Origin of the sequence: Saccharothrix sp. CB00851 (genome assembly GCF_001905065.1) — a bacterium.
In the GTDB taxonomy this organism is placed as follows: Bacteria; Actinomycetota; Actinomycetes; order Mycobacteriales; family Pseudonocardiaceae; genus Actinosynnema.
Map to the genome: position 1 here is coordinate 21,179 of NZ_LWLC01000008.1, position 21,083 is coordinate 42,261.

Below are 21,083 nucleotides of genomic sequence, written 5' to 3' on the forward strand. Positions count from 1 at the left end.
GGCAGGCCTGGCGGGACGCTTTTCCCCGCCGGGCCTGCCGGCTTTGGCCTGCCTGGAGTGCCCGCCGCCAACAGCCGGCCCGAACGTCGAACTCACACGCTCCGAACGTTGAACTCTCGCGCCCTGAACGTACGACTCTCGCCGCCTGAGCGTTGAACTCACGGGTCCTGAGCGTTCGACTCACGCGTTCTGAACGTAGGACACGCGGGTTCTGAACGTAGGACACGCGGGTTCTGAACGTAGGACACGCGGGAGCTTAGGCTCGGGAGCGTGACGCCCGATGAGCTCGCCGCCGAACTGGACCGCGTCGGCTACCTGCCCGACCAGGGCATCGCGACCGCCGCCTTCCTGGCGCTGCGCATGCACCGCCCCCTGTTCTGCGAAGGCGAGCCGGGCACCGGCAAGACCTCCCTCGCCGTCGCCCTCGCCCAAGCCCTCGACCTGCCCCTCATCCGCCTGCAGTGCCACGAGGGCATCGACGCCACCCAAGCCCTCTACGACTGGGACTTCCCCCGCCAACTCCTGCACCTGCGCGCCCTGGAAGCCGCCGGTCCCGTCGACGCCGAGCAGGCCGAAGCCTCCCTCTACACCCGCCGCTTCCTCCTCGCCCGCCCACTCCTGCGAGCCCTCGAAGAGGCACCGTGCGTCCTCCTCGTGGACGAGGTCGACCGCGCCGACGACGAGTTCGAGGCGTTCCTGCTCGAAGTGCTCGGCGAGAACTCGGTGACCATCCCCGAACTCGGCCGCGTCACCGCCGCCACCCCACCCCTGGTCGTGCTGACCTCCAACCGCACCCGCGAGGTGCACGACGCCCTCAAGCGCCGCTGCCTCTACCACTGGCTGGAGCACCCCGACCTGTCCCGCGAGGTCGCCATCCTGCGCCGCCGGCTGCCCGGTGTCACCGAACGCCTCGCGCACCAGGTCGCGTCAGCCGTGCGGCGGTTGCGCGACCTCGACCTGCTCAAGCCGCCGGGCGTGGCCGAGTCGCTGGACTGGGCCGAAGCCCTGCTCGCCCTGGGCCGCACCGAACTGGACGCGGAAACAGCGGCGATCACGCTCGGTGCCGTCCTGAAGTACCGGGAGGACGCTCAGCGCGCCCTTTCAGCCGGTGTGCTGAGCGGCGTGACCGGGAGCACAATCGTGGGATGACCGGAGCCGGCGCGTCGACCGGGCTCGTGGGGTTCGCCCGCGCGCTCCGGCACGGTGGCGTCGCGTGCGGGCCCGACCGGGTGCAGGCGTTCGTCGCCGCCGTCGACCACCTCGACGTCGCCCGGCGCGAGGACGTCTACTGGGCCGGCCGGGTGACGCTGTGCGGCGAGCACGACGACCTGCCCCGCTACGACGCGGCGTTCGCGGCCTGGTTCGGCGGGGTACCACCCGCGCCACCCGCCACCCGCGCCCGCCAGACCAGCCACCTGGCCGCCCTCGGCAACGGCACGGCGAAGCACACCCGGCCGTCACCCACCCTCAAAGTCGCCGCCAGCGACGTGGAAGTGCTGCGGCGCAAGGACATCGCCACCCTCAGCCCCGCCGAGAAACGGCACCTGGACGAACTGCTGGCCGTCCTCGACCCGGTCCCGCCGACCCGCCGCGCCCTGCGCCGCACCCCCGCCCGCCGAGGCGCGATCGACGCCCGCCGCACCCTCCGCGACATGCTCGCCACCGGCGAGACGACCCGGCCGAGGCGCCGCCGCCGCGCCACCCGTCCGCGCAAGGTCGTGCTGCTGATCGACGTGTCCGGCTCGATGAAGCCCTACGCCGACGCCCTCCTCCGCTTCGCGCACGTCGTCGCCCGCCGCATGCCCGTCGAGGTCTGCACGCTCGGCACCCGCCTGACCCGCGTCACCCGCCAACTCCGCCACCGCGACCCCGAACAGGCACTCCAAGCCGCCGCCCGCGCCGTGCCGGACTTCGAGGGCGGCACCCGGCTCGGCGAGACGATCAAGGCCTTCCTCGACCGCTGGGGACAACGCGGCGCCGCCCGGCGTGCCGTCGTCGTCATCTGCTCCGACGGCTGGGAACGCGGCGACACGGCCCTGCTCGCCGACCAGACCCAGCGGCTCAAACGGCTCGCGCACAAGGTCGTCTGGGTCAACCCGCACGCCGGCCACGCCGGGTACCGGCCGGTGCAGTCCGGTATCGCCGCCGCCCTGCCGCACGTGGACCGGCTGCTCGCCGGCCACAGCGTCGACACCCTGCGCGCCCTGCTGGAGGAGGTTCGACTTGCGTGATGTCCTCGCCGAACTGGCCGACCGCGTCGACCGGGGGGAGACCGTCGGCGTCGGCACGGTCGTCGCCACGTTCAGCTCCGCGCCCCGACCACCCGGTGCGGCGATGCTGGTCGGCGCGGACGGCGCCGTCGTCGGCAGCGTCTCCGGCGGCTGCGTCGAGGGCGCGGTCTACGAGCTGGCCCAAGAGGTGGTCCAGCAGGGCCAACCGGTCCTCCAGCGCTACGGCGTCACCGACGACGACGCGTTCGCGGTGGGCCTGACCTGCGGCGGGATCATCGACGTCTACGTCGAGCCGGTCCACCGCGACACCTTCCCCGAACTGCCCGAGGTCCTGCACACCGTCCAAGCCCAGGAGCCCGTGGCCATCGCCACGATCGTGGAACACCCGGAGTGGGTCGGCCGGCGTCTGATCGTCTGGCCGGACCGCGTCAACGGCGACATCCCGTCCGCCCGGGCGCGCGACGCGATCACCGACGACGCGCGCGGCCTGCTCGCCACCGGCCGCAGCGGCACCCTGCACTACGGGCCGGACGGCCAGCGGCGCGGTGAGGGCATGGCCGTGTTCGTCAACTCGTTCGAGCCGCCGCCCCGGATGCTGGTGTTCGGCGCGATCGACTTCGCCGCCGCCGTGGCCAGGCTCGGCGCGTTCCTCGGCTACCGCGTCACGGTGTGCGACGCGCGCCCGGTGTTCGCCACGAAGAGCCGGTTCCCGGAAGCCGACGAGGTGGTGGTCGACTGGCCGCACCGCTACCTCGCCGCGCAGGCCGACGCCGGGAAGCTGGACGAGCGCACGGTGGTCGCCGTGCTCACCCACGACCCGAAGTTCGACGTGCCGCTGCTGGAGGTCGCGCTGCGCCTCAAGCTCGGCTACGTCGGCGCGATGGGTTCCCGTCGCACGCACGACGACCGGCTGCGCCGGCTGCGCGAAGCGGGCCTCACCGAGGGCGAGCTGGCCGGGCTCGCGTCCCCGATCGGCCTGGACCTGGGTGCCCGCACGCCCGAGGAGACGGCGGTGTCGATCGCCGCGGAGATCATCGCCCTGCGCTGGGGCGGGGGAGGTGAGCGCCTGGCCCGTACGGACGGCTCCATCCACAAGTGAGGGGGGTTGTTTGACGAGGCAACAAAGAGCAGTCTCGGGTGTGACCCCCATCACCACCACACTTGGAGGGTTCATGCGGATATCGGTCACCGTCGACGGGGTGGAGTACCGCGACGACGTCGAACCACGCACGCTGCTGGTCCACTACCTGCGCGAACGACTCGGCAAGACCGGCACGGTCGTGGGCTGTGACACCAGCAACTGCGGCGCGTGCACGGTCCACCTCGACGGCCACAGCGTGAAGTCGTGCGCCGTGCTCGCGGTGCAGGCGAACGACCGCGAGGTCACCACGATCGAGGGACTCTCCCGCGACGGGCAGCTGCACCCCGTCCAGGAGGCGTTCCACGCCAACCACGCGTTGCAGTGCGGTTTCTGCACCCCCGGCATGATCATGCAGGCCATCGACCTGCTCGCGGACAACCCCGACCCCGACGAGGACGAGGTGCGGCACGGCCTGGAGGGCAACCTCTGCCGCTGCACCGGCTACCAGAACATCGTGCGCGCGGTCCGTGACGCGGCACAGCGGATGAGCCCCGGCTCCGGCCCCGAAGCGGAGCGCGTGGACGAGACGACCGTGGTCGACCGCTCCCCGATGCACGCCGGGGGTGGCGAATGACCGCCACCGCCGAACCCGAGGTAGGAAAGGCCCGCCGCCGCAAGGAGGACGCCCGGCTGATCACCGGCGCCACCCGGTGGACCGACAACCTGCAGCTCACCGGCATGCTGCACATGGCGTTGCTGCGCAGCCCGGTGGCACACGCCCGGATCGCCTCGATCGACGTCACCGAGGCCGTGAAGATGCCCGGCGTGCTGGTCGCGCTCACCGGCCAGGACCTGGCCGCCGAGCAGGGCAGCCTGCCGTGCGCGTGGCCGATCACCGAGGACATGCTCGCACCGCCCGCGCCGTCGCTGGCCGTCGACCAGGTGAACTTCGCCGGCGAGGTCGTCGCCCTGGTGGTGGCCCGCAGCGCGGCCGAGGCGCACGACGCGCTGTCCGCGATCGACGTGGACTACGAGGACCTGCCGGTCGTGCTCGACCTCGACCGCGCGGTCGAGGACGACGCCGACCTGGTCCACCCGGACCTGGGCACGAACAAGAGCGCCACCTGGGTGTTCGACTCCGCCGAGGCGGGCACCGGGTCCGACGTCGACCAGGCGATCACCGACGCCGAGGTGGTCGTCGAGCGCACGTTCCGCCAGCAGCGGCTGATCCCGGCGTTCATGGAACCCCGTTCGGTCGTGGTCGACCCGTCACCCGGCTCGGTGACGATGTGGTCGTCCACGCAGGTGCCGCACATCCTGCGGTGGATGCTGTCGGCCGTGCTCGGCATCCCGGAGCAGCAGATCCGGGTGATCGCGCCGGACGTCGGCGGCGGGTTCGGCGGCAAGCTCCAGGTCACGCCCGAAGAGGTGCTGACCCTGCTGGTGGCGCGCCGGCTCGGCAAGCCGGTCAAGTGGACCGAGTCGCGCACCGAGTCGATGCTGTCCGCCCACCACGGCCGTGACCAGCTGCAGCGCATCACGATCTCGGCCCGCCGCGACGGCACGGTCACCGGCCTGAAGGTGGACCTGCTCGCCGACATGGGCGCCTACCTGCGGCTGGTGTCACCGGGCGTGCCGATCCTGGGCGCGTTCATGTTCAACGCCATCTACAAGTTCCCGGCCTACCGCTTCACCTGCACGAACGTGTTCACCAACAAGGTGCCGACGGACGCGTACCGCGGCGCGGGACGGCCGGAGGCCACGTTCGCGGTCGAGCGGATCATGGACGAGCTGGCCGCCGAGCTGGGCGTCGACCCGCTGGAGCTGCGCGAGCAGAACTGGATCAAGCACGAGGAGTTCCCGTTCACCACGGTCGCCGGCCTCACCTACGACTCCGGCAACTACGAGGCCGCCACCGCCCGCGCCAAGGAGCTGTTCGGCTACGACGCGCTGCGCGCCGAGCAGGCCGAACGCCGGGCCAACGGTGACCCGGTGCAGCTCGGCATCGGGATCTCCACCTACACCGAGATGTGCGGGCTCGCACCGTCCCGCGTGCTCGGCGCCCTCCGGTACGCGGCGGGCGGCTGGGAGCACGCGGCGATCCGGATGCTGCCCACCGGCAAGGTCGAGCTGATCACCGGCACGTCACCGCACGGCCAGGGTCACGTGACGGCGTGGAGCCAGATCGTGGCCGACCGGCTCGGCGTGGCGTTCGAGGACGTCGAGGTGCTGCACGGCGACACCCGCGTCTCGCACCGCGGCATGGACAGCTACGGCTCCCGGTCGCTCGCCGTCGGCGGCGTGGCGGTGGTGCTGGCCGCGGACAAGGTGCTGGCCAAGGCCCGCACGGTCGCCGCGCACCTGATGGAGGTCGCCGAGGACGACGTCGAGTTCACCGCCGGCACGTTCTCCGTGCGCGGCACGTCCACGACCATGGCGCTGGGCGACGTGGTGGTGGCCGCGCACGTCGCGCACAACCTGCCCGACGGCGTGGAACCGGGCCTGGACGCCGCGGCCACGTTCGACCCGGAGAACTTCTCCTACCCGCACGGCACGCACCTGTGCGCCACCGAGGTCGACACGCGGACCGGCGCGGTGAAGATCCGCTCCTACGTGTGCGTGGACGACGTCGGCAAGGTGGTCAACCCGCTGATCGTGGAGGGCCAGGTGCACGGCGGCCTGGCGCAGGGCATCGCGCAGGCCCTGTACGAGGAGGCGGTGCACGACGAGTACGGCACGCTCACCACGGCCACCTTCGCCGACTACCTGCTGCCGTCCGCGGTCGACCTGCCGCACTTCACCACCGACCGCACCGAGACGCCCGCGACCAGCAACCCGCTGGGCGTGAAGGGCGTCGGCGAGGCGGGCACGATCGCGTCCACGCCCGCCGTGGTCAACTCGATCATCGACGCCGTCCGGCACATGGGCGTCTCCGAGATCGAGATGCCGTGCACGCCGATGAGGGTGTGGAAGGCGATCCACGGCCGCGGTGACGGCGTGCCGACCACACCGGGAGCGGGCGGTGGCCTGGGCAGCATCGACGCCCGAGGGGGTGCGGAATGATCCCGGCCGCGTTCGACTACGTCGCGCCCACCACCGTGGACGAGGCGGTGCGCGCCCTGGCCGCGGGCGGCGAGGACGCCAAGGTGATGGCCGGCGGGCAGAGCCTCATCCCGGTGCTGCGGATGCGGCTGGCCGTGCCGACCCTGGTGGTCGACCTGTCCGGGCTGACCGAGTTGACCGGCGTGCACGACGACGGCGACTCGCTCCGCATCGGGGCCATGACCACGCACTACGAGGTGCAGCGCGACCCGTTGGTGCGCGAGCACGCCCGGCTGCTGTGCCTGGCCACGGACACCGTCGCCGACCCGCAGGTGCGCCACCGCGGCACGTTCGGCGGCTCCCTCGCCCACGCCGACCCGGCGGGGGACCTGCTCGCACCGGCGTTGGCGCTGGACGCGGTGATGGTGTGCGCCGGGCCGGGCGGCACGCGGGAAGTGCCGGCGGGGGAGTTCTTCGTCGACTACTTCACCACCGCGTTGGCGCCCGACGAGCTGCTCACCCACGTCAAGGTGCCCAAGTTGACCGGCTGGGGCGCGCACTACGAGAAGTTCAACCGGGTCGCGCAGGCGTGGTCGATCGTCGCGGTGGCCGCCGCGGTGCGCGTGTTCGACGGGAAGATCACCGACGCCCGGGTCGGCCTGACCAACATGGGCCCGACCCCCGTGCGGGCCCGTGGCGTGGAGGAAGCGCTGGTCGGGCAGCCCGCGACGGCCGAGGCGATCACGTCGGCGGCCACCCGTGCCGCCGAGGGGGCCGACCCGCCCAACGACGGCAACGCCGACGCCGAGTACCGGTCGCACCTGGCCCGCGTGCTCACCGAACGGGCGGTGACGGCCGCGGTGAGCGCATGAAGCTCGAACACCGGTTCGCCGTCCCCGCGCCCGTGCCGGACGTGTGGGCCGCGCTGCTCGACCCGGAGAAGGTGGCGCCGTGCATGCCGGGCGCCACCCTCACCGGGGTCGAGGGCCGGAAGTTCACCGGCACGGTCAAGGTCAAGCTCGGGCCGGTGACCCTGCTCTACAAGGGGACCGGCGAGTTCACGTCCGTCGACGAACGGGTGCACGCCGCCGTGCTGAAGGCGTCCGGCAAGGACACCCGCGGCAACGGCACCGCGTCCGCGACCGTGTCGGTGGCGCTGACCGCGGCCGCCGACGGCACCGAGGTGTCGGTGGTCACCGACCTGAACATCACCGGCCGTCCCGCCCAGCTCGGCCGGGGTCTGATCGGCGAGGTCAGCGGCCGGATCATCGACGAGTTCGCGGAATGCCTGGCGACGCGGCTCGCGCCGGCGGAAGCTGAGGAGGTGACTTCCACGGAGACCACCGCCAGGCCGCACCTGCGCGCCGTGCCCGACGAGCCGCTCGACCTGCTCGACACGGCGGGCGCACCCGTGCTCAAGCGGGTGCTGCCGCTGGTGGCCGGGCTGCTGGTGGTGGCGCTGCTGGTGCGCAGGCTCCGCGGGCGGCACCGCTGAACGCGCGCGGCAGGCGACCGGTCCTCGGGCTGGTCGCCTGCCTCTGCGTGCTGGTGGGGTGCACCGGGTCGCCGGTGGTGATCACGACCCCGCGGACGCCGGCGTCGACCACCTCGTCGGTCGCCCCCGAGCCGCCGTCGTTCACGCTGGCCGCGGGCGGCGACATCCTGATCCACCCGGCGCTGACCGAGCAGGCCGACGCCGACGGCGCGCGCAACTTCGTGCCGCTGCTGGAAGGCCTGCGCGAGGCGATCGACGCCGACGTGTCGATCTGCCACCTGGAGACGCCGCTGTCCGCGCCCGGCGCGCCGACCTACGGCTACCCGGCGTTCAGCGCGCCGCCGGAGGTCGCGTCGGCGTTGAAGGAGATCGGCTACGACAGCTGCTCCACCTCGTCCAACCACACCCTCGACCGGGGCACGCCGGCGATCAAGACGACGCTCGACGTGATGGACGCGGCCGGCCTCAAGCACACCGGCTCGTTCCGCACGCCCGAGGAGTCCGCGACACCGCTGCTGCTGGATGTGCGCGGGGTGAAGGTCGGGCACATCGCGTTCACGTACGGGTTCAACGGCATCCCCCTGCCGCAGCCGTGGATGGCGAACCAGCTGTCCACCGAGGGCGTGCTGAAGGCCGCCCGTGCGGCTCGTGAGGCGGGCGCCGAGGTCGTGGTCGCCAGCCTGCACTGGGGCAACGAGTACCAGCACGAGGCGACGCCGCAGCAGAAGGAGATGGCGCGGGCGCTGCTCGCCGACCCGGCGGTCGACCTGATCATCGGCACCCACGTGCACGCCGTGCAGCCGATCGAGCAGGTCAACGGCAAGTGGGTCGTCTACGGCATGGGCAACGAGGTGGCCCGCCACTCCGAGCCGCGCGGCATCACCGAGGAGGGCATCGTCACCCGCTTCAAGTTCGTGAAGGGCCCGTCCGGCTGGACCGTGGCGGAGGCGTCCTACGTGCCGACCCTGGTCGAGTTCGGCCCACCGATCCGCGTCGTCGACCTGACCCGCGTCCCGGCCAACCCCCGCCGCACCGAAGCCCTCAACCGCACGGACGGCATCGTCCGCAGCCTCGGCGCCGCCATCACCCACCCCTGACCCGGTCAAGCGGCCTCCCACCGGACCGCCCTACCCCGTCGTCACGCTCGGAAACCATTGGGGCAGAAGAAAAACCCACTTGTCACCCACACGGTTATTACCGGTCGGGAACGCCGCGGGGGACCGGACGGACGGACCCGGCTGTGCTGCACTCGAGGGACAACACCAACGGGCAGCCACTGCGACGAACGTCGTGACGCCCGCGGCGGAGGGAGGCTCCACATGTCTGTCCACACCTTGACCCGGCCGGTCGCCGCACCGGCGGACGTTGAGCGGCTCTGCGCCCTGGTCGCGGAGCCGGAAACCGCTCTGGCCGACCCGCCGATGCCCGAGCCGAACGCCGGTGCCGCCGTGGTCCTGGGCCTGCTCCTGGGGCTGTTGATCTCGCCCGCGACGCCGAAGGAACCGCGCAAGTAGCCACCCCTCGGCTCGATCCCGACGAAGTGACCGGTGACGGGAGGACCATGGACGCCTCGTCCTGCGCGGGTGACGCCGCGGACCTGGCCGGTCGGGTGCTCGGCGCGCTGCGGGGAAGCGGTGGAGTCGGGTTGGCCGACTTCCTCGACTCGCGCGCCGACCCGACCTCCGGGCTCGGGGCGGTCCGGCTCGTGGGTGCGGACGTCTTCCTGCCGCACGTCGTGCTGGACCGGCCCCTGGCCGCCGAGGACGTCGAGGTGGTCGCCTCGGCCTTCCAGGTCTTCCCGCCGGTCACCGAGCCGGCCGGGCCGGAGCAGCGGGTGATGGCCTGGCACGACTGGTCCACCGCCCGCCTGCTGGCGCGCCTGACCGGAGCCGCGGCCGTGGCGGCGCCCGACGACCCGGCCGACGTGCTGGGCCCGGCCGGCGAGTGGGCCCGCTGGTCGGTGGCGGTGGCCCAGCTGTCGTCCCTGGCGCACCCCGGCGCCACCGGTCCGGTGGTGGACGCGGTCGCGGCGCAGCCGTTGGCCCTGTGCCGGGGCGTGCTGCGGACCGTGCTGCGCCGCGACTTCGCCACCGCGAGCCGGCTGACCCGGTGGGTCGCCCTGGTGCACGCCGCGGGCGCCCGGCTGCCGGTGGACCCGGTGTCGCTGGTCGACCACGTCGCGCTGCGGGTCGGCGCGGAACCCCGCCGGCTGCTCGACCTGGCCGTCGCCCGGTACCTGGTGGGTGCGTCATGACCACGGTGGTCCACATCGCCCACGACGTCGCGGCGGGCGCCCTCGGCTGGCTGCACGCCAACCGCGAGCTGGGCGGGTTCGAGGACGATGCCACGGCCGACCTCGACGACCCGGACGAGTTCTACAAGCCGCTGTGCGAGATGGCGCTGGCGTCGTCGCTGGTGATGCGCGAGGGCGTGGCCGGCACGACCGAGCAGCGGGCCGCGCGCGAACTGGCGGACTTCGCGTGGAAGCAGCTGCGCGAGGGCGACATGCTCTACGAGCGCCAACTGCGGCACGCCCTGCTCACCGACCCGCTGGAGACCTACGTCCACTTCGCCCGCTGCGGACTGCGGCACGAGGCGCTGGAGCCGGTCCTCGCGCAGTGCTCCGCCGAGAACTCGATGACCGAGGTGCTGCCCAACCGCCGGCTGGCCGTGGCCAACGCCCACCGCGTCGTCGGCATCCACCGGGACGACGACTTCCCGGCGATGCTCCGGCAGACGTGGCTCGGCCGCACGCCGCAGCCCTGGGCGCTGGACTGGTACACCGCCTACTACATGACGCACACCGTCTTCCACCTCACGGACTGGGCCGCGATGCCGGGTGACCTGCCGCCGGACGTGGTCGAGTACCTGGAGAACTGGCTCCCGGTGTGGGTCGACGTGTGGGCGGAGGCGGGGCAGTGGGACCTGCTCGGCGAGCTGCTGATCGTCAGCGCCTGCCTGCCCGAGCCGCGGTGCGATCGGGCGGAGTGGGAGGTGTTCGCCGAGGCCCAGCACGCCGACGGGTTCCTGCCCCGCGACTCCGGACCCGTGGCCGACGACCCGCGCAAGCGGTACCACGACCACCAGCACACCGCGGTCGTGGCGACCATCGCGGGCACGCTGACCACGTCGCGGCTGCTCGGCGGGAGCAGGTGAAGGACCTCGTCGCGCACCTGCCCGCCGCCGTGCCCGACGCCACCGGGGTCGCGGTGGGTCTGCACCGGGACGGCGAGGAGCTGGTCCTGGTCGGCGGCACGACCGGTGGTCGGGAGCCGCGGCCCGTGACCGGGCACACCCGGTTCGAGCTGGGCTCGCTGACCAAGACGTTCACCGGTCTGCTGCTGGCGGAGATGGCCGGCCGGGGCGAGGTGGACCCGGCCGACCCCGTCCGCCGCCACCTGCCGGTGGGCGCGGTGCCCCACCTGGGCCGCGACGTCACGTTGGAGCGACTGGCCACCCACACCGCCGGCCTGCCGCGCCTCCCGCCCGGCCTGCTGCTCCGGGCGGTGCCGCGCTGGCGCACCAACCCCTACCGCGACTTCGCCGCCGCCGACTTCGACGCCGCGCTGCGGCGTGCCCGTTGCGGACCGCCCGGCCGGTACCGCTACTCGAACTTCGGCGTGGCGCTGCTGGGGGAGGCCCTGGCTCGTGCGGCCGGCAGGCCCTACGCCGAGCTGCTGGCCGAACGCGTCCTGCGCCCGCTGAACCTGACGGACACCGACTGCTTCACGTCCCCGCAGGTCACGGGGTACCTGCGCGGGCGGCCCCGGCCGCCGTGGGAGATACCCGGCATGCCCGCCGCCGGAGCCCTGCGGTCGTCGGCGCTCGACCTGCTGCGCTACCTGACCGCCCACCTGCCGCCGTTCACCGGGCCGCTGGGCGACGCCACCGCCGAAGTCACCCGGCCGCGCGCGTCGGCCCGTGCCCACGACGTCTGCCTGATCTGGAACCTGCGCCGCCGAGCGGGCCGTGAACTGCTGTTCCACTCCGGTGGCACCCGCGGCTGCACGGTGTTCGCCGCCTTCAGCCCCGGCACCTCGACCGCTTTCGTGGCCCTGGCCAACGCCGGCCCGACGGTGGGCGCCTCGTTCGTGCAACGCTCCTACGACACCGCCTGGTCCCTGGCATCCCACCCCGCGAGTCGAACCTCCAGGCCCCGCGTGTCGAACCTCCAGGACCCCTGAGTTCACCGCTCAGGACGAGCACCCGACCGATTCCTTTCCGGCCCGCCGCCGGTCTGCACCTCCGACATCACGGATCGAGGAGGCAGGGCGATGGCGAGCGTGCAGTCGGCGGCGGTGCGGGCGATGTACGAGCGGTGGACGGTCGACCGGCTCAACGGGCGGCCGATGGACCCGGAGAGCTGGGGTGACCTGACCGCCGAGCCGCGCGGGGTGGACTACGTCGAGACCGACGAGCCGGGCACGCCCGCGATGTGGCTGCTGCCGCACGGCGCCGCGGCCGACTGCGTGCTGATGTGCGTGCACGGCGGCGGTTACGTGGCCGGCTCGATGTACACGCACCGCAAGCTGTACGGGCACCTGGCCAAGGCCGTTGGCGCGCGGGCGCTGCTGTTCCGGTACCCGTTCGCGCCCGAGCACGTCCACCCGGCGCAGGTCGACGCGGTCACCGACGTCTACCGGTGGCTGCTGGGGTCGTTCGAGGCACGCCACATCGCGTTCGCGGGAGACTCGGCGGGCGGTGGCCTGACCATCACCACCCAGCTCAACGCCCGGGCCGCCGGCCTGCCCCTGCCCGCGGCCGTGATGGCGATCTCGCCGTGGGTCGACCTGGAGCTGACCGGGCGGACCTGGTCGACCAACGCGCGGACCGACGGCTACTTCTACCGCGACTTCGTCGACGGCCTGGCGGAGCTCTACCTCGGCCCGGACGGCTCCCGGCGCGACCCGCTGGCCAACCCGCTGCGCGCCGACCTGACCGGCCTCGCGCCGCTGTTCGTGCAGGTCGGGTCGCACGAGACACTGTTGGACGACAGCGAGATGCTGGTCGACCGGGCGAAGAACGCGGGGGTCGAGGTGCGGTTGGACGTGTTCGAGGAGCAGGTGCACACCTTCCAGATGGCCGCCGGGCGCGCGCCGGAGGCCGATGACGCGATCGCCCGGTTCGCGTCGTGGGTGCGGCCGAAGCTGGGGTTGGCGTGACGTCGTTCGAGGAGGCCGCCGAGCCGTTCCGGCGGGAGCTGCTGGCCCACTGCTACCGGATGCTCGGGTCGCGGCACGAGGCCGAGGACGTGGTGCAGGAGACGTACCTGCGGGCGTGGCGGTCGTTCGACGGCTTCGAGGGGCGGTCGTCGGTGCGGGTCTGGCTCTACCGGATCGCCACGAACGCCTGCCTGAACGCGTTGCGGGGCCGCCGACGCCGCGACCTGCCGTCGACCGTGGACGCGACCGCGGCCGACGTGCAGTGGCTGGAGCCCATGCCGGACGCGCTGGTCACCCCGGAGTCCGACGACCCGGCCGCCGTGGTGACCTCCCGCCACGACCTGCGCCTGGCGTTGATCGCGGGCCTGCAACACCTGCCGCCGCGTCAGCGGGCCGTGCTGATCCTGCGTGACGTGCTGGCGATCCCGGCCACCGAGGTCGCGCGGATGCTGGACACGACCGTGGCGGCGGTGAAGAGCGCCCTCCAACGGGCCCGCGCCACCCTGGCCGACGTCGCGCCGACGGCGGACGACCTGGTCGAACCGACGTCACCGCGGGCGCGGGCCCTGCTGTCGGAGTACATCGCGGGCTTCGAGAACTCGGACCTGTCGGCCCTGGAACGCGCGCTCCGCACCGACGCGGCCCTGGAGGTCGCGGGCTCACCGACCTGGTTCCACGGCCGTGACACCTGCCTGACGTTCCTGGCCACGGTCGTCGGCACCGCGGGCGACTGGCGGATGCACCCCACCACCGCCAACAACCACCCGGCCACCTACACCTACCACCAGGGCAAACCGTGGGGCATGGCCGTCCTCACCACCACCACGACCGGCATCGCCCGCCTCACGGTCTTCCCCGACCCGACCCTCGTGGCCGATCGCCCCTTCCCCGACGATGCCCAGCGCGTCGCGGATGAGGATGGCTCGCCTTCGCCGGGACGAGATGGTGGCCTTAGAGCGCGCCCCGGACCCGGTCGAGGCGGGTGAGCCAGCGGGTGGTGGTGGCGGGGTCGGCGGCGAAGTCGGGGAAGCGGTCGGGGGTCGGGGCGTGGGTGGGTACGGGGAGGTGGCCGTTCACCGGGACGAGCGAGTCGGTGGTCACGTCGCCGGTCAGCAGGGGCAGGGTGCCCAGGCCGCAGGCGAAGTCCAGCTCAGGCAACGCGCCCGCCAGTGCCAGACCGGCGGCCATGCCGACCGAGGTCTCCACCGCCGACGACACCACGCACGGCAGGCCGCACGCCTCCGCCACGGCCAACGCCCGGCGCACACCGCCCAGCGGCGCGACCTTGATCACCGCCACGTCCGCCGCCCCGGCCACCGCCACCTTCAACGGGTCCTCGGCCCGCCGGATCGACTCGTCGGCCGCGATCCGCACGTCGACCCGCCGCCGCACCGCCGCCAGCTCCCCGATCGACGGGCACGGCTGCTCGACGTACTCCAAGCCCCGGGCCGCACGGTCCAGTTCGCGGATCGCGTGGACCGCCGCGTCGACGTCCCAAGCCATGTTCGCGTCGACCCGGATCGCGCCGGACGGCCCGAGCGCGTCACGCACCGCCTCGACCCGCGCCAGGTCGTCGGCCAGCGGCATCCCCGGATCGGCCACCTTCACCTTCGCGGTCGTGCAGCCCGAACGGGCGACGATCTCGTGCGCGCGTTCCGGTGAGACGACGGGAACCGTGCAGTTGACCGGGATCTCGGAGCGGACCGGCGCGGGCCAACCCTGCTCGGCCGCCTCCAGCGCGCACGCCAACCAGGGCGCGCACTCGTCGTCGGAGTAGTCGAGGAACGCGCAGAACTCACCCCACCCGGCGGGCCCTTCCAGCAGCACGCCCTCGCGCACCGTGATACCGCGGAACCGGTTGCGCATCGGGATCGAGTAGACCAGCACCGGACGAGCTTAGAGCGGGTCCAGCGCGGCGACCCGGCGCAGTGCGGTGCCGGTCAGTTCCGGGTCCAGCTCTTCCACGACGATCCGCAACGCGTCCTCGAACTGGTCCAGGCGGCGGTCCAGTTCGGCCAGCTCACGCGTCGGCTCGGCGATCGCGGCGGCCAGTCCTGGCCGGTTCTCGGTGCGCGCCAACGCCTCCCGCAGCGGTTGGCTATCCCGCAACGCCACCAACGCCCGCCACAGCAGCCGTTCGACCTGCGCAACGCGCTGCGGATCCAGGCCGCGCACGGCGTCGAAGTGCGCGCACAAGCGGCCCGCGCGACGGCGTTGGACGGGATCGGTGAACTGATCGCAGTGCACGACGTCCCGCGCGTCGGCCGCCAGGACCACGTCCCACTCGGTCAACCGCGCCCAGACCCGCTTTCGCTTCGCGGCACGGCGAACAGCACCCACATCGACACCCGGCCGCCACATCCACCACCGGGGTAACGGCACCACTCGAGTCACCGAAGAAGTCTTCCGGGTCGTCCGCGCGGCCCCGCCGGCGGGGGTCAGCCGAGGTCGGGGAGCTTGGGGCCGAGTAGGTCGTCGGCGTCCACGATCCGGTAGGCGTACCCCTGCTCCGCCAGGAACCGCTGCCGGTGCGCGGCGTAGTCGGTGTCCAAGGTGTCCCGCGACACGACGGAGTAGAAGTGCGCCTGCCGCCCGTCACCCTTGGGCCGCAACAACCGGCCGAGCCGCTGCGCCTCCTCCTGCCGCGACCCGAACGTCCCGGACACCTGCACGGCCACCGACGCCTCGGGCAGGTCGATGGAGAAGTTCGCCACCTTCGACACCACCAGCGTCCGCAGCTCACCGCGCCGGAACCGGTCGAACAGGGCCTCGCGCTCCTTGTTCTTCGTCGAACCCTGGATGATCGGCGCGTCCAGCGCCTCGCCCAGCGACTCCAACTGGTCCAGGTAGGCCCCGATCACCAACGTCGGCTCACCGGGGTGCTGGTCCAGGATGGCCCGCACCACCGGCAGCTTCGTCCGGGCCGTGGAGCACAGCTTGTAGCGCTCCTCCGGCTCGGCCGTCGCGTACTCCAGCCGTTCGTTGTCGGTCAGCGTCACCCGCACCTCGGTGCACTCGGCGGGCGCGATCCAGCCCTGCGCCTCGATGTCCCGCCACGGCACGTCGTACCGCTTGGGACCGATGAGCGAGAACACGTCGCCCTCCTGGCCGTCCTCGCGCACCAGCGTCGCGGTCAGGCCGAGCCGACGCCGTGACTGGAGGTCGGCGGTCATCCGGAACACCGGCGCGGGCAGCAGGTGCACCTCGTCGTAGACGATCAGGCCCCAGTCCCGCGAGTCGAACAGCTCCAGGTGCTTGTACTCGCCCTTCGACTTGCGGGTGATCACCTGGTAGGTCGCGATGGTGACCGGCCGGATCTCCTTGCGCTCGCCGGAGTACTCGCCGATCTCGTCCTCGGTCAACGACGTCCGCGCGACCAGCTCGCGCTTCCACTGCCTGCCCGCCACGGTGTTCGTGACCAGGATCAACGTGGTCGCGCCCGCCTCGGCCATCGCCGCCGCGCCGACCAGCGTCTTGCCCGCGCCGCACGGCAGCACGACCACGCCCGAGCCGCCCGCCCAGAACGCCTGCGCGGCGCGGCGCTGGTAGTCGCGCAGCTCCCAGCCGTCCTCGACCAGGTCGATCGGGTGCGCCTCGCCGTCGACGTACCCGGCCAGGTCCTCGGCCGGCCAGCCGATCTTGAGCAGCAGCTGCTTGAGCCGGCCGCGTTCGCTCGGGTGCACGACCACCGTGTCGTCGTCGACCCGCGCGCCGAGCATCGGCTTGACCTTCTTGTGCCGGAGCACCTCCTCCAGCACGGCGCGGTCCAGCGAGTTCAGCACGAGGCCGTGCGCGGGGTGGTTGGCCAGCTGCAGCCTGCCGAACCGGCCCATCGTGTCGACCACGTCCACCAGCAGCGGCTGCGGCACGGGGTAGCGGGAGTAGCGGACCAGCGCGTCGACCACCTGCTCGGCGTCGTGACCCGCGGCACGCGCGTTCCACAGCGCCAGCGGCGTGATGCGGTAGGTGTGGACGTGCTCGGGTGCGCGTTCGAGCTCGGCGAACGGCGCGATGGCGGTGCGCGCGTCGTCCGACAGCGGGTGCTCGACCTCCAGCAGCAGGGTCTTGTCCGACTGGACGATCAAAGGGCCGTCGGTCACGAGTGCGCGCTCCTGTCGCTTGGTGTCCTTCAAGTGTGCATACCGGGTGCAAGTCGGATGCGGACGGTACGCGAACGCGCACTCACCGCTTACGGACTCGGTTCGGTAAAGCCGTGTACGCCCGTGTGACGCAGTCGATAGCGTCCCTCCGCCCCACCGCGCCCCCTCGGCGTGGAATACGGGGCCCTCCCCGATCGAACGAAGGTTCTTCATGAGCACGGACATGCCCGCGTCGGCACCGCAGTACCAGGGTGGCCCGCAGCAGGGCGCCCCGCAGTATCAGAACGCCCCGCAGCCGCAGCAGATTCCGCCGGCGCCGAAGAAGAAGGGCGTCGTCGCCCGGATCCTCACGGCGATCATCGGCATCGCCGTGGCCGGTGTGGTGGTCTACGGCATCAACTACTTCACCAGCGACGCGGCCCAGTCCAAGGCCGGCGACTGCGCGAGCGTGACCGGCACCAGCAGCAAGCCGGAGTTCAAGAACGTCGACTGCGGGTCGGCCGAGGCGAACTACACCATCGGCAAGGTACTCGGCTCGACCGCCGAGTCCTGCCCCGGTGAGTACTACGACGAGTACACCGAGACCGCCCGTCGCGGCCCCGACTCGAAGCTTTGCCTGGTGCCGAACCTGGCCGAGGGCAAGTGCTACGACCTGGACGGTGGGACCCAGATGGGCTACCCGGCCGTCGACTGCGGCAAGTCCGGCGTGCTCAAGCTGACCAAGCTGGTCAAGGACAGCGTGGACGAGGCCGCCTGCGGCGACGCCACGCCGCTGACCTACCCCGAGCCGAAGACGACCTTCTGCTTCGCGCCGGCCGAGGAAGCCTGATCCACCTCGCGGGTGCGCGTGGCGTTACCTTCTGGGACGTCACGCGCACCCCGGCCAGCGAGGATGATCATGAGCAACGAGCCGAGTCGACCCGACGACGACGTGCCGACCGGGGCCGCCGCCGGTGATCCCGCCGCCCGTCCGGACGTGCCGCCCGCCGACGCCGACCGCATCGCGGCCTCGCGGGACGCCGCCGAGTCGGCCGGGGAGCAGCGGCTCTCGACCCCCGCCTCGACGGGGCTCGGCTCCGGCTCCACCGGACCCGACGACGCCACCCCCGAGCCCGGCGAGGGCGCGCGCGAACGCGCGGTGGAGGGCAACGAGCCCGTCACGCCCGCCGGCCCGACCGCCGTGACCGGTGCCCGCCCGGCGCCCTCCGCCGACCCCGTGGCCTCCGCCGAACCGGCCTCCCAGGCACCCGCCGCGAACGAGACCCGCGGCTCCGGCGGCAACGGCCGGAAGGTCCTGATCGCCCTGCTGGTGCTGCTGCTGATCGCCATCGTCGCGTTCGGCGTGTACTTCCTCACCAGGGGCTCCGCGAACGCCGAGGTCGGCGACTGCGTCAGCGTGACCGCCGAGAACGACAACCGCGCCGACGTCGAGACCCTCGACTGCTCCGCCGACAAGGCGTCGTACAAGGTGGGCAAGGTCCTGGAGTCGACCGACAGCACCTGCTCGGAGGACGGCATCTACACCGAGATCGTCCCGGCGGGCGGCGTCGGCGACGGGTACCGGCTGTGCCTGCTGCCCAACATGGTCGAGGGCGCCTGCTACAAGGCCGACGAAGGCAGCGGGTTCGTCAAGACCGGGTGCACGGGCAACGACACGTTCAAGGTGATCAGGGTCATCAAGGACGTCAACGACCTGGAAGCCTGCCCGGACGGCGCGGGCATGGCCTACCCGGAGCCGCCGGTCACGTACTGCCTGGGGCTCCCCGAGATGTGACCGACCCGCCTGCGGGACACTCGCGGGTGAATTCGCTCAACCCGGCGCGCGGGCGTGCCGATCCCCTGTTCCATGCGGAAGATCGGGTGGGGTGTCGGCGCGGTCGCGGTCGTGGTGGCGGGCGCGTTCGCGGTCACGCTGCTCGGCGGCGAGCCCAGGACCGCCGCGCCGGGCGTCTGCGCGCACCTCGAACGGGCCGAGAAGGGTGCCGCCTACCGGGCGTTGGACTGCCGGTCACCGCGGGCCAACGTGCGCGTGGCCAAGGTGGTGGACGAGGCTTCGCAGTGCCCCAAGGGCGGCGCGCCGTACACGGTCTTCAGCGGCACGGACACGTTGTGCCTGATGCCCAACTTCATCGAGGGCGCCTGCTACGAGAACGACCGGGCGTCGGGGGTGCGCAAGACCGACTGCACGGCCGCCAAGGCGGTCCGGGTGGTGCGCATCGCCCGCGAGCCGGTGGAGTGCCCGAACGGCCAGCGTGTGACGTACGTCGAGCCCGCCGTCACGTTCTGCCTGGTCCGCGTGTCCGACCTGGGCTGAAATCGCTGCGCCCGCCGGGCGCCCGGGGGTACGTTCCGCTCGCCGATGTCGAGAGGAACACCGCCCAAGGGCACGTCCCGCGGCGCGAAAGCGCTGGTGGCCGTGGTCGTGCTGGGCATCGTGGGCGTCGTCGTGGCGGGCATCATCGCCAACCTCACCGGCCCGTCCGGGGCCGAGGCAGGCGACTGCATCGAGGTCATCTCGGCCAGCGCCACCGACGCCGACGTGGAGAAGATCGACTGCTCGTCGCCCGAGGCCGCCTTCAAGGTCGCCGCCTACCTCGACAGCAGCGCCGACTCCTGCCCGGACGGCGACTACGCCGAGTACTCCGACCGTGGCGGCCGGCGCAGCAACGGCTTCAAGCTGTGCCTGGTGCTCAACGCCGCCGAGGGCGACTGCTTCAAGCAGGAAGGCTCGATTGTCGCGGCCAAAACCACCAAGGTGGCCTGCGATTCGGGCGGTGCCACCTACAAGGTCGGCAAGGTCGTCACGGGTCGCGCGGACGAGAACGAGTGCGAGAGTGGCAACACCGTAGCCGTTTACTCACAGCCCGCTACGACGATCTGCTTGACCGAAGCCTGATCCGCGACTGCGTCGAGACTCGGTCGACGCCGGATCGAGTTCCAACCGAGGCGGAAATCGAAAAAATAGGGGGCCTTCCGCATTGGGAAGGCCCCCTATCGCACGGCTTCTCGCTGACGCTGAGTCAGTTCACGGTTCCGGGCGGCAACAACCCGCCGACGTCCAAGCGCTCCGGCAGCACCTCTTCGGTGTCCATCATGTCGGCGACCCGCTGCAACCGGACCGGGTTGAGCGACAGCGGGAACGTGCCCACCGATACCAGCGCCGCGGTCCGCTGGTCGACGTCCATGTAGCCGGTCAGCGCGTTCTGCACGGACAGCCTGTCGTTCGACGCCGCCTCCTGCGCGTCCCGCAGGACCTGCCGGAACAGGGCCAGCGTGCGCGGGTTGCCGTCGGCGAACTTCTTGCTCGACGCGTACCCGGACATGGGGAAGTCCTTGGTCGGGCCGACGGCGGTGTCGGTGAGGATGCGCGCACCGGCGCCTGCCTGCGCCTGCGTGATGTACGGCTCGGTCATCCACGCCGCGTCGACCTGCTTGGCCTCCATCGCGCTGACCATCTGCTCGAACGGCATCTCGGTCATCCTGATCTGCTGCTTCTCCACGCCCGCCGTCTTGAGCACGGCCTTCGTGGTCAGCGCGCCGACGTCACCGGTGGACGGCACGGCGATGCGCGGGCTCTTCAGCTGGCCAGGGCCGGCGTAGTCCTGGTCGAGCGTGACCAGCGCCATCGTGTTCGAGCCGGCCTGGTACGCCTCGCCCTGCAGCTGCAGCTGGGGGTTCTCGGCGAAGCTGCGGAACAGCGTGACGTGCGTCGCCCAGGTCAGGTCCAGCGTGGTGTCGAGCTGCTTGATGCCCTCGTCCTCGCTGTTGAGCGGCACCAGCTGCACCTGCAGGCCGGCCTTCTCGAACAGCTTGTTGTTGAACGCCAGGCGCAGCGGTGCCACGTCCACCACGGGCAGCACACCGATGCGCAGTGTGCTGCGTTCCACGTCGGGGCGGCTGTTCCCGTCGGTGCCGGGGATCAGTCCACACGCCGTCAAGGTGGCGGCACACGCGAACAACGCTGCCGCACGT

At 72.2% G+C, this 21,083-nt stretch carries 22 protein-coding genes; 18 read left to right on the forward strand and 4 right to left on the reverse strand.

From position 1 onward, the window contains the following. Positions 1-270 precede the first annotated feature (270 nt). From A6A25_RS09580 to A6A25_RS09645, 14 genes are all read left to right on the forward strand, one after another. Complete coding sequence (locus tag A6A25_RS09580) at positions 271-1,149, forward strand: AAA family ATPase (protein WP_073887807.1); 879 nt, start codon at positions 271-273, stop codon at positions 1,147-1,149. Next, positions 1,146-2,231: a vWA domain-containing protein gene (locus tag A6A25_RS09585; protein WP_073887808.1), complete on the forward strand. Its 1,086-nt coding sequence runs from the start codon at positions 1,146-1,148 to the stop codon at positions 2,229-2,231. The genes A6A25_RS09580 and A6A25_RS09585 overlap by 4 nt, the downstream gene beginning before the upstream one ends. Then, positions 2,224-3,330 carry an XdhC family protein gene (locus A6A25_RS09590; protein WP_073887809.1) on the forward strand — a complete coding sequence of 369 codons (1,107 nt, stop codon included), beginning with the start codon at positions 2,224-2,226 and terminating at the stop codon, positions 3,328-3,330. Before A6A25_RS09585 ends, A6A25_RS09590 begins: the two co-directional genes overlap by 8 nt. A gap of 73 nt (positions 3,331-3,403) precedes the next feature. After that, a complete protein-coding gene (locus tag A6A25_RS09595) occupies positions 3,404-3,946 on the forward strand; it encodes a (2Fe-2S)-binding protein (protein ID WP_073887810.1) in 543 nt (180 codons plus the stop codon). Further along, positions 3,943-6,375, forward strand: a complete 2,433-nt coding sequence (locus A6A25_RS09600; protein WP_073887811.1) for a xanthine dehydrogenase family protein molybdopterin-binding subunit — start codon at positions 3,943-3,945, stop codon at positions 6,373-6,375. Before A6A25_RS09595 ends, A6A25_RS09600 begins: the two co-directional genes overlap by 4 nt. After that, the gene (locus A6A25_RS09605; protein ID WP_073887812.1) at positions 6,372-7,226 is read left to right on the forward strand and encodes an FAD binding domain-containing protein; all 855 of its coding nucleotides are present in this window, start codon (positions 6,372-6,374) and stop codon (positions 7,224-7,226) included. The genes A6A25_RS09600 and A6A25_RS09605 overlap by 4 nt, the downstream gene beginning before the upstream one ends. Continuing rightward, positions 7,223-7,849: an SRPBCC family protein gene (locus A6A25_RS09610; RefSeq protein ID WP_073887813.1), complete on the forward strand. Its 627-nt coding sequence runs from the start codon at positions 7,223-7,225 to the stop codon at positions 7,847-7,849. Before A6A25_RS09605 ends, A6A25_RS09610 begins: the two co-directional genes overlap by 4 nt. Before the next feature lie 74 nt (positions 7,850-7,923). After that, on the forward strand, positions 7,924-8,946 hold the full coding sequence (locus A6A25_RS09615) for a CapA family protein (RefSeq protein WP_241828569.1): 1,023 nt from the start codon (positions 7,924-7,926) through the stop codon (positions 8,944-8,946). Positions 8,947-9,168: 222 nt separating this feature from the next. After that, complete coding sequence (locus A6A25_RS09620) at positions 9,169-9,363, forward strand: hypothetical protein (protein ID WP_073887815.1); 195 nt, start codon at positions 9,169-9,171, stop codon at positions 9,361-9,363. A 47-nt stretch (positions 9,364-9,410) separates the two neighbouring features. Then, complete coding sequence (locus A6A25_RS09625; RefSeq protein ID WP_073888022.1) at positions 9,411-10,103, forward strand: hypothetical protein; 693 nt, start codon at positions 9,411-9,413, stop codon at positions 10,101-10,103. Further along, complete coding sequence (locus A6A25_RS43925; RefSeq protein ID WP_073887816.1) at positions 10,100-11,005, forward strand: DUF6895 family protein; 906 nt, start codon at positions 10,100-10,102, stop codon at positions 11,003-11,005. Before A6A25_RS09625 ends, A6A25_RS43925 begins: the two co-directional genes overlap by 4 nt. After that, complete coding sequence (locus A6A25_RS09635) at positions 11,002-12,033, forward strand: serine hydrolase domain-containing protein (protein WP_073887817.1); 1,032 nt, start codon at positions 11,002-11,004, stop codon at positions 12,031-12,033. The genes A6A25_RS43925 and A6A25_RS09635 overlap by 4 nt, the downstream gene beginning before the upstream one ends. Positions 12,034-12,123: 90 nt before the next feature. After that, positions 12,124-13,011 carry an alpha/beta hydrolase gene (locus tag A6A25_RS09640; protein ID WP_073887818.1) on the forward strand — a complete coding sequence of 296 codons (888 nt, stop codon included), beginning with the start codon at positions 12,124-12,126 and terminating at the stop codon, positions 13,009-13,011. Next, positions 13,008-13,997 (forward strand): RNA polymerase subunit sigma-70, encoded by a 990-nt coding sequence (locus tag A6A25_RS09645; protein WP_198932631.1) that lies wholly within the window; start codon positions 13,008-13,010, stop codon positions 13,995-13,997. Before A6A25_RS09640 ends, A6A25_RS09645 begins: the two co-directional genes overlap by 4 nt. Here A6A25_RS09645 and A6A25_RS09650 read toward each other — a convergent pair. The 3 genes from A6A25_RS09650 to A6A25_RS09660 form a co-directional block, all read right to left on the reverse strand. Further along, on the reverse strand, positions 13,963-14,898 hold the full coding sequence (locus tag A6A25_RS09650; protein WP_073887820.1) for an o-succinylbenzoate synthase: 936 nt from the start codon (positions 14,896-14,898) through the stop codon (positions 13,963-13,965). The genes A6A25_RS09645 and A6A25_RS09650 overlap by 35 nt on opposite strands. A 9-nt stretch (positions 14,899-14,907) precedes the next feature. Beyond that, the gene (locus A6A25_RS09655; protein ID WP_143193051.1) at positions 14,908-15,351 is read right to left on the reverse strand and encodes a hypothetical protein; all 444 of its coding nucleotides are present in this window, start codon (positions 15,349-15,351) and stop codon (positions 14,908-14,910) included. A gap of 98 nt (positions 15,352-15,449) precedes the next feature. Beyond that, complete coding sequence (locus A6A25_RS09660; RefSeq protein WP_073887822.1) at positions 15,450-17,111, reverse strand: DNA repair helicase XPB; 1,662 nt, start codon at positions 17,109-17,111, stop codon at positions 15,450-15,452. Positions 17,112-17,322: 211 nt separating this feature from the next. Here A6A25_RS09660 and A6A25_RS09665 point away from each other — a divergent pair, with 211 nt between their 5' ends. The 4 genes from A6A25_RS09665 to A6A25_RS09680 all read left to right on the forward strand — a co-directional run bounded on the left by A6A25_RS09665 (position 17,323) and on the right by A6A25_RS09680 (position 20,007). Continuing rightward, positions 17,323-17,940: an LppU/SCO3897 family protein gene (locus A6A25_RS09665; protein WP_073887823.1), complete on the forward strand. Its 618-nt coding sequence runs from the start codon at positions 17,323-17,325 to the stop codon at positions 17,938-17,940. Between the two features lie 69 nt (positions 17,941-18,009). After that, positions 18,010-18,885 (forward strand): LppU/SCO3897 family protein, encoded by an 876-nt coding sequence (locus A6A25_RS09670; protein ID WP_073887824.1) that lies wholly within the window; start codon positions 18,010-18,012, stop codon positions 18,883-18,885. 72 nt (positions 18,886-18,957) lie between these two features. Further along, positions 18,958-19,425, forward strand: coding sequence for an LppU/SCO3897 family protein (locus tag A6A25_RS09675; RefSeq protein ID WP_073887825.1), 468 nt, complete (start codon positions 18,958-18,960; stop codon positions 19,423-19,425). 45 nt (positions 19,426-19,470) lie between these two features. Then, positions 19,471-20,007 (forward strand): LppU/SCO3897 family protein, encoded by a 537-nt coding sequence (locus A6A25_RS09680; protein WP_143193052.1) that lies wholly within the window; start codon positions 19,471-19,473, stop codon positions 20,005-20,007. A 124-nt stretch (positions 20,008-20,131) separates the two neighbouring features. Here A6A25_RS09680 and A6A25_RS09685 read toward each other — a convergent pair whose 3' ends face one another. Next, a complete protein-coding gene (locus A6A25_RS09685) occupies positions 20,132-20,998 on the reverse strand; it encodes an ABC transporter substrate-binding protein (protein ID WP_241828570.1) in 867 nt (288 codons plus the stop codon). Between the last annotated feature and the right edge of the window lie 85 nt (positions 20,999-21,083).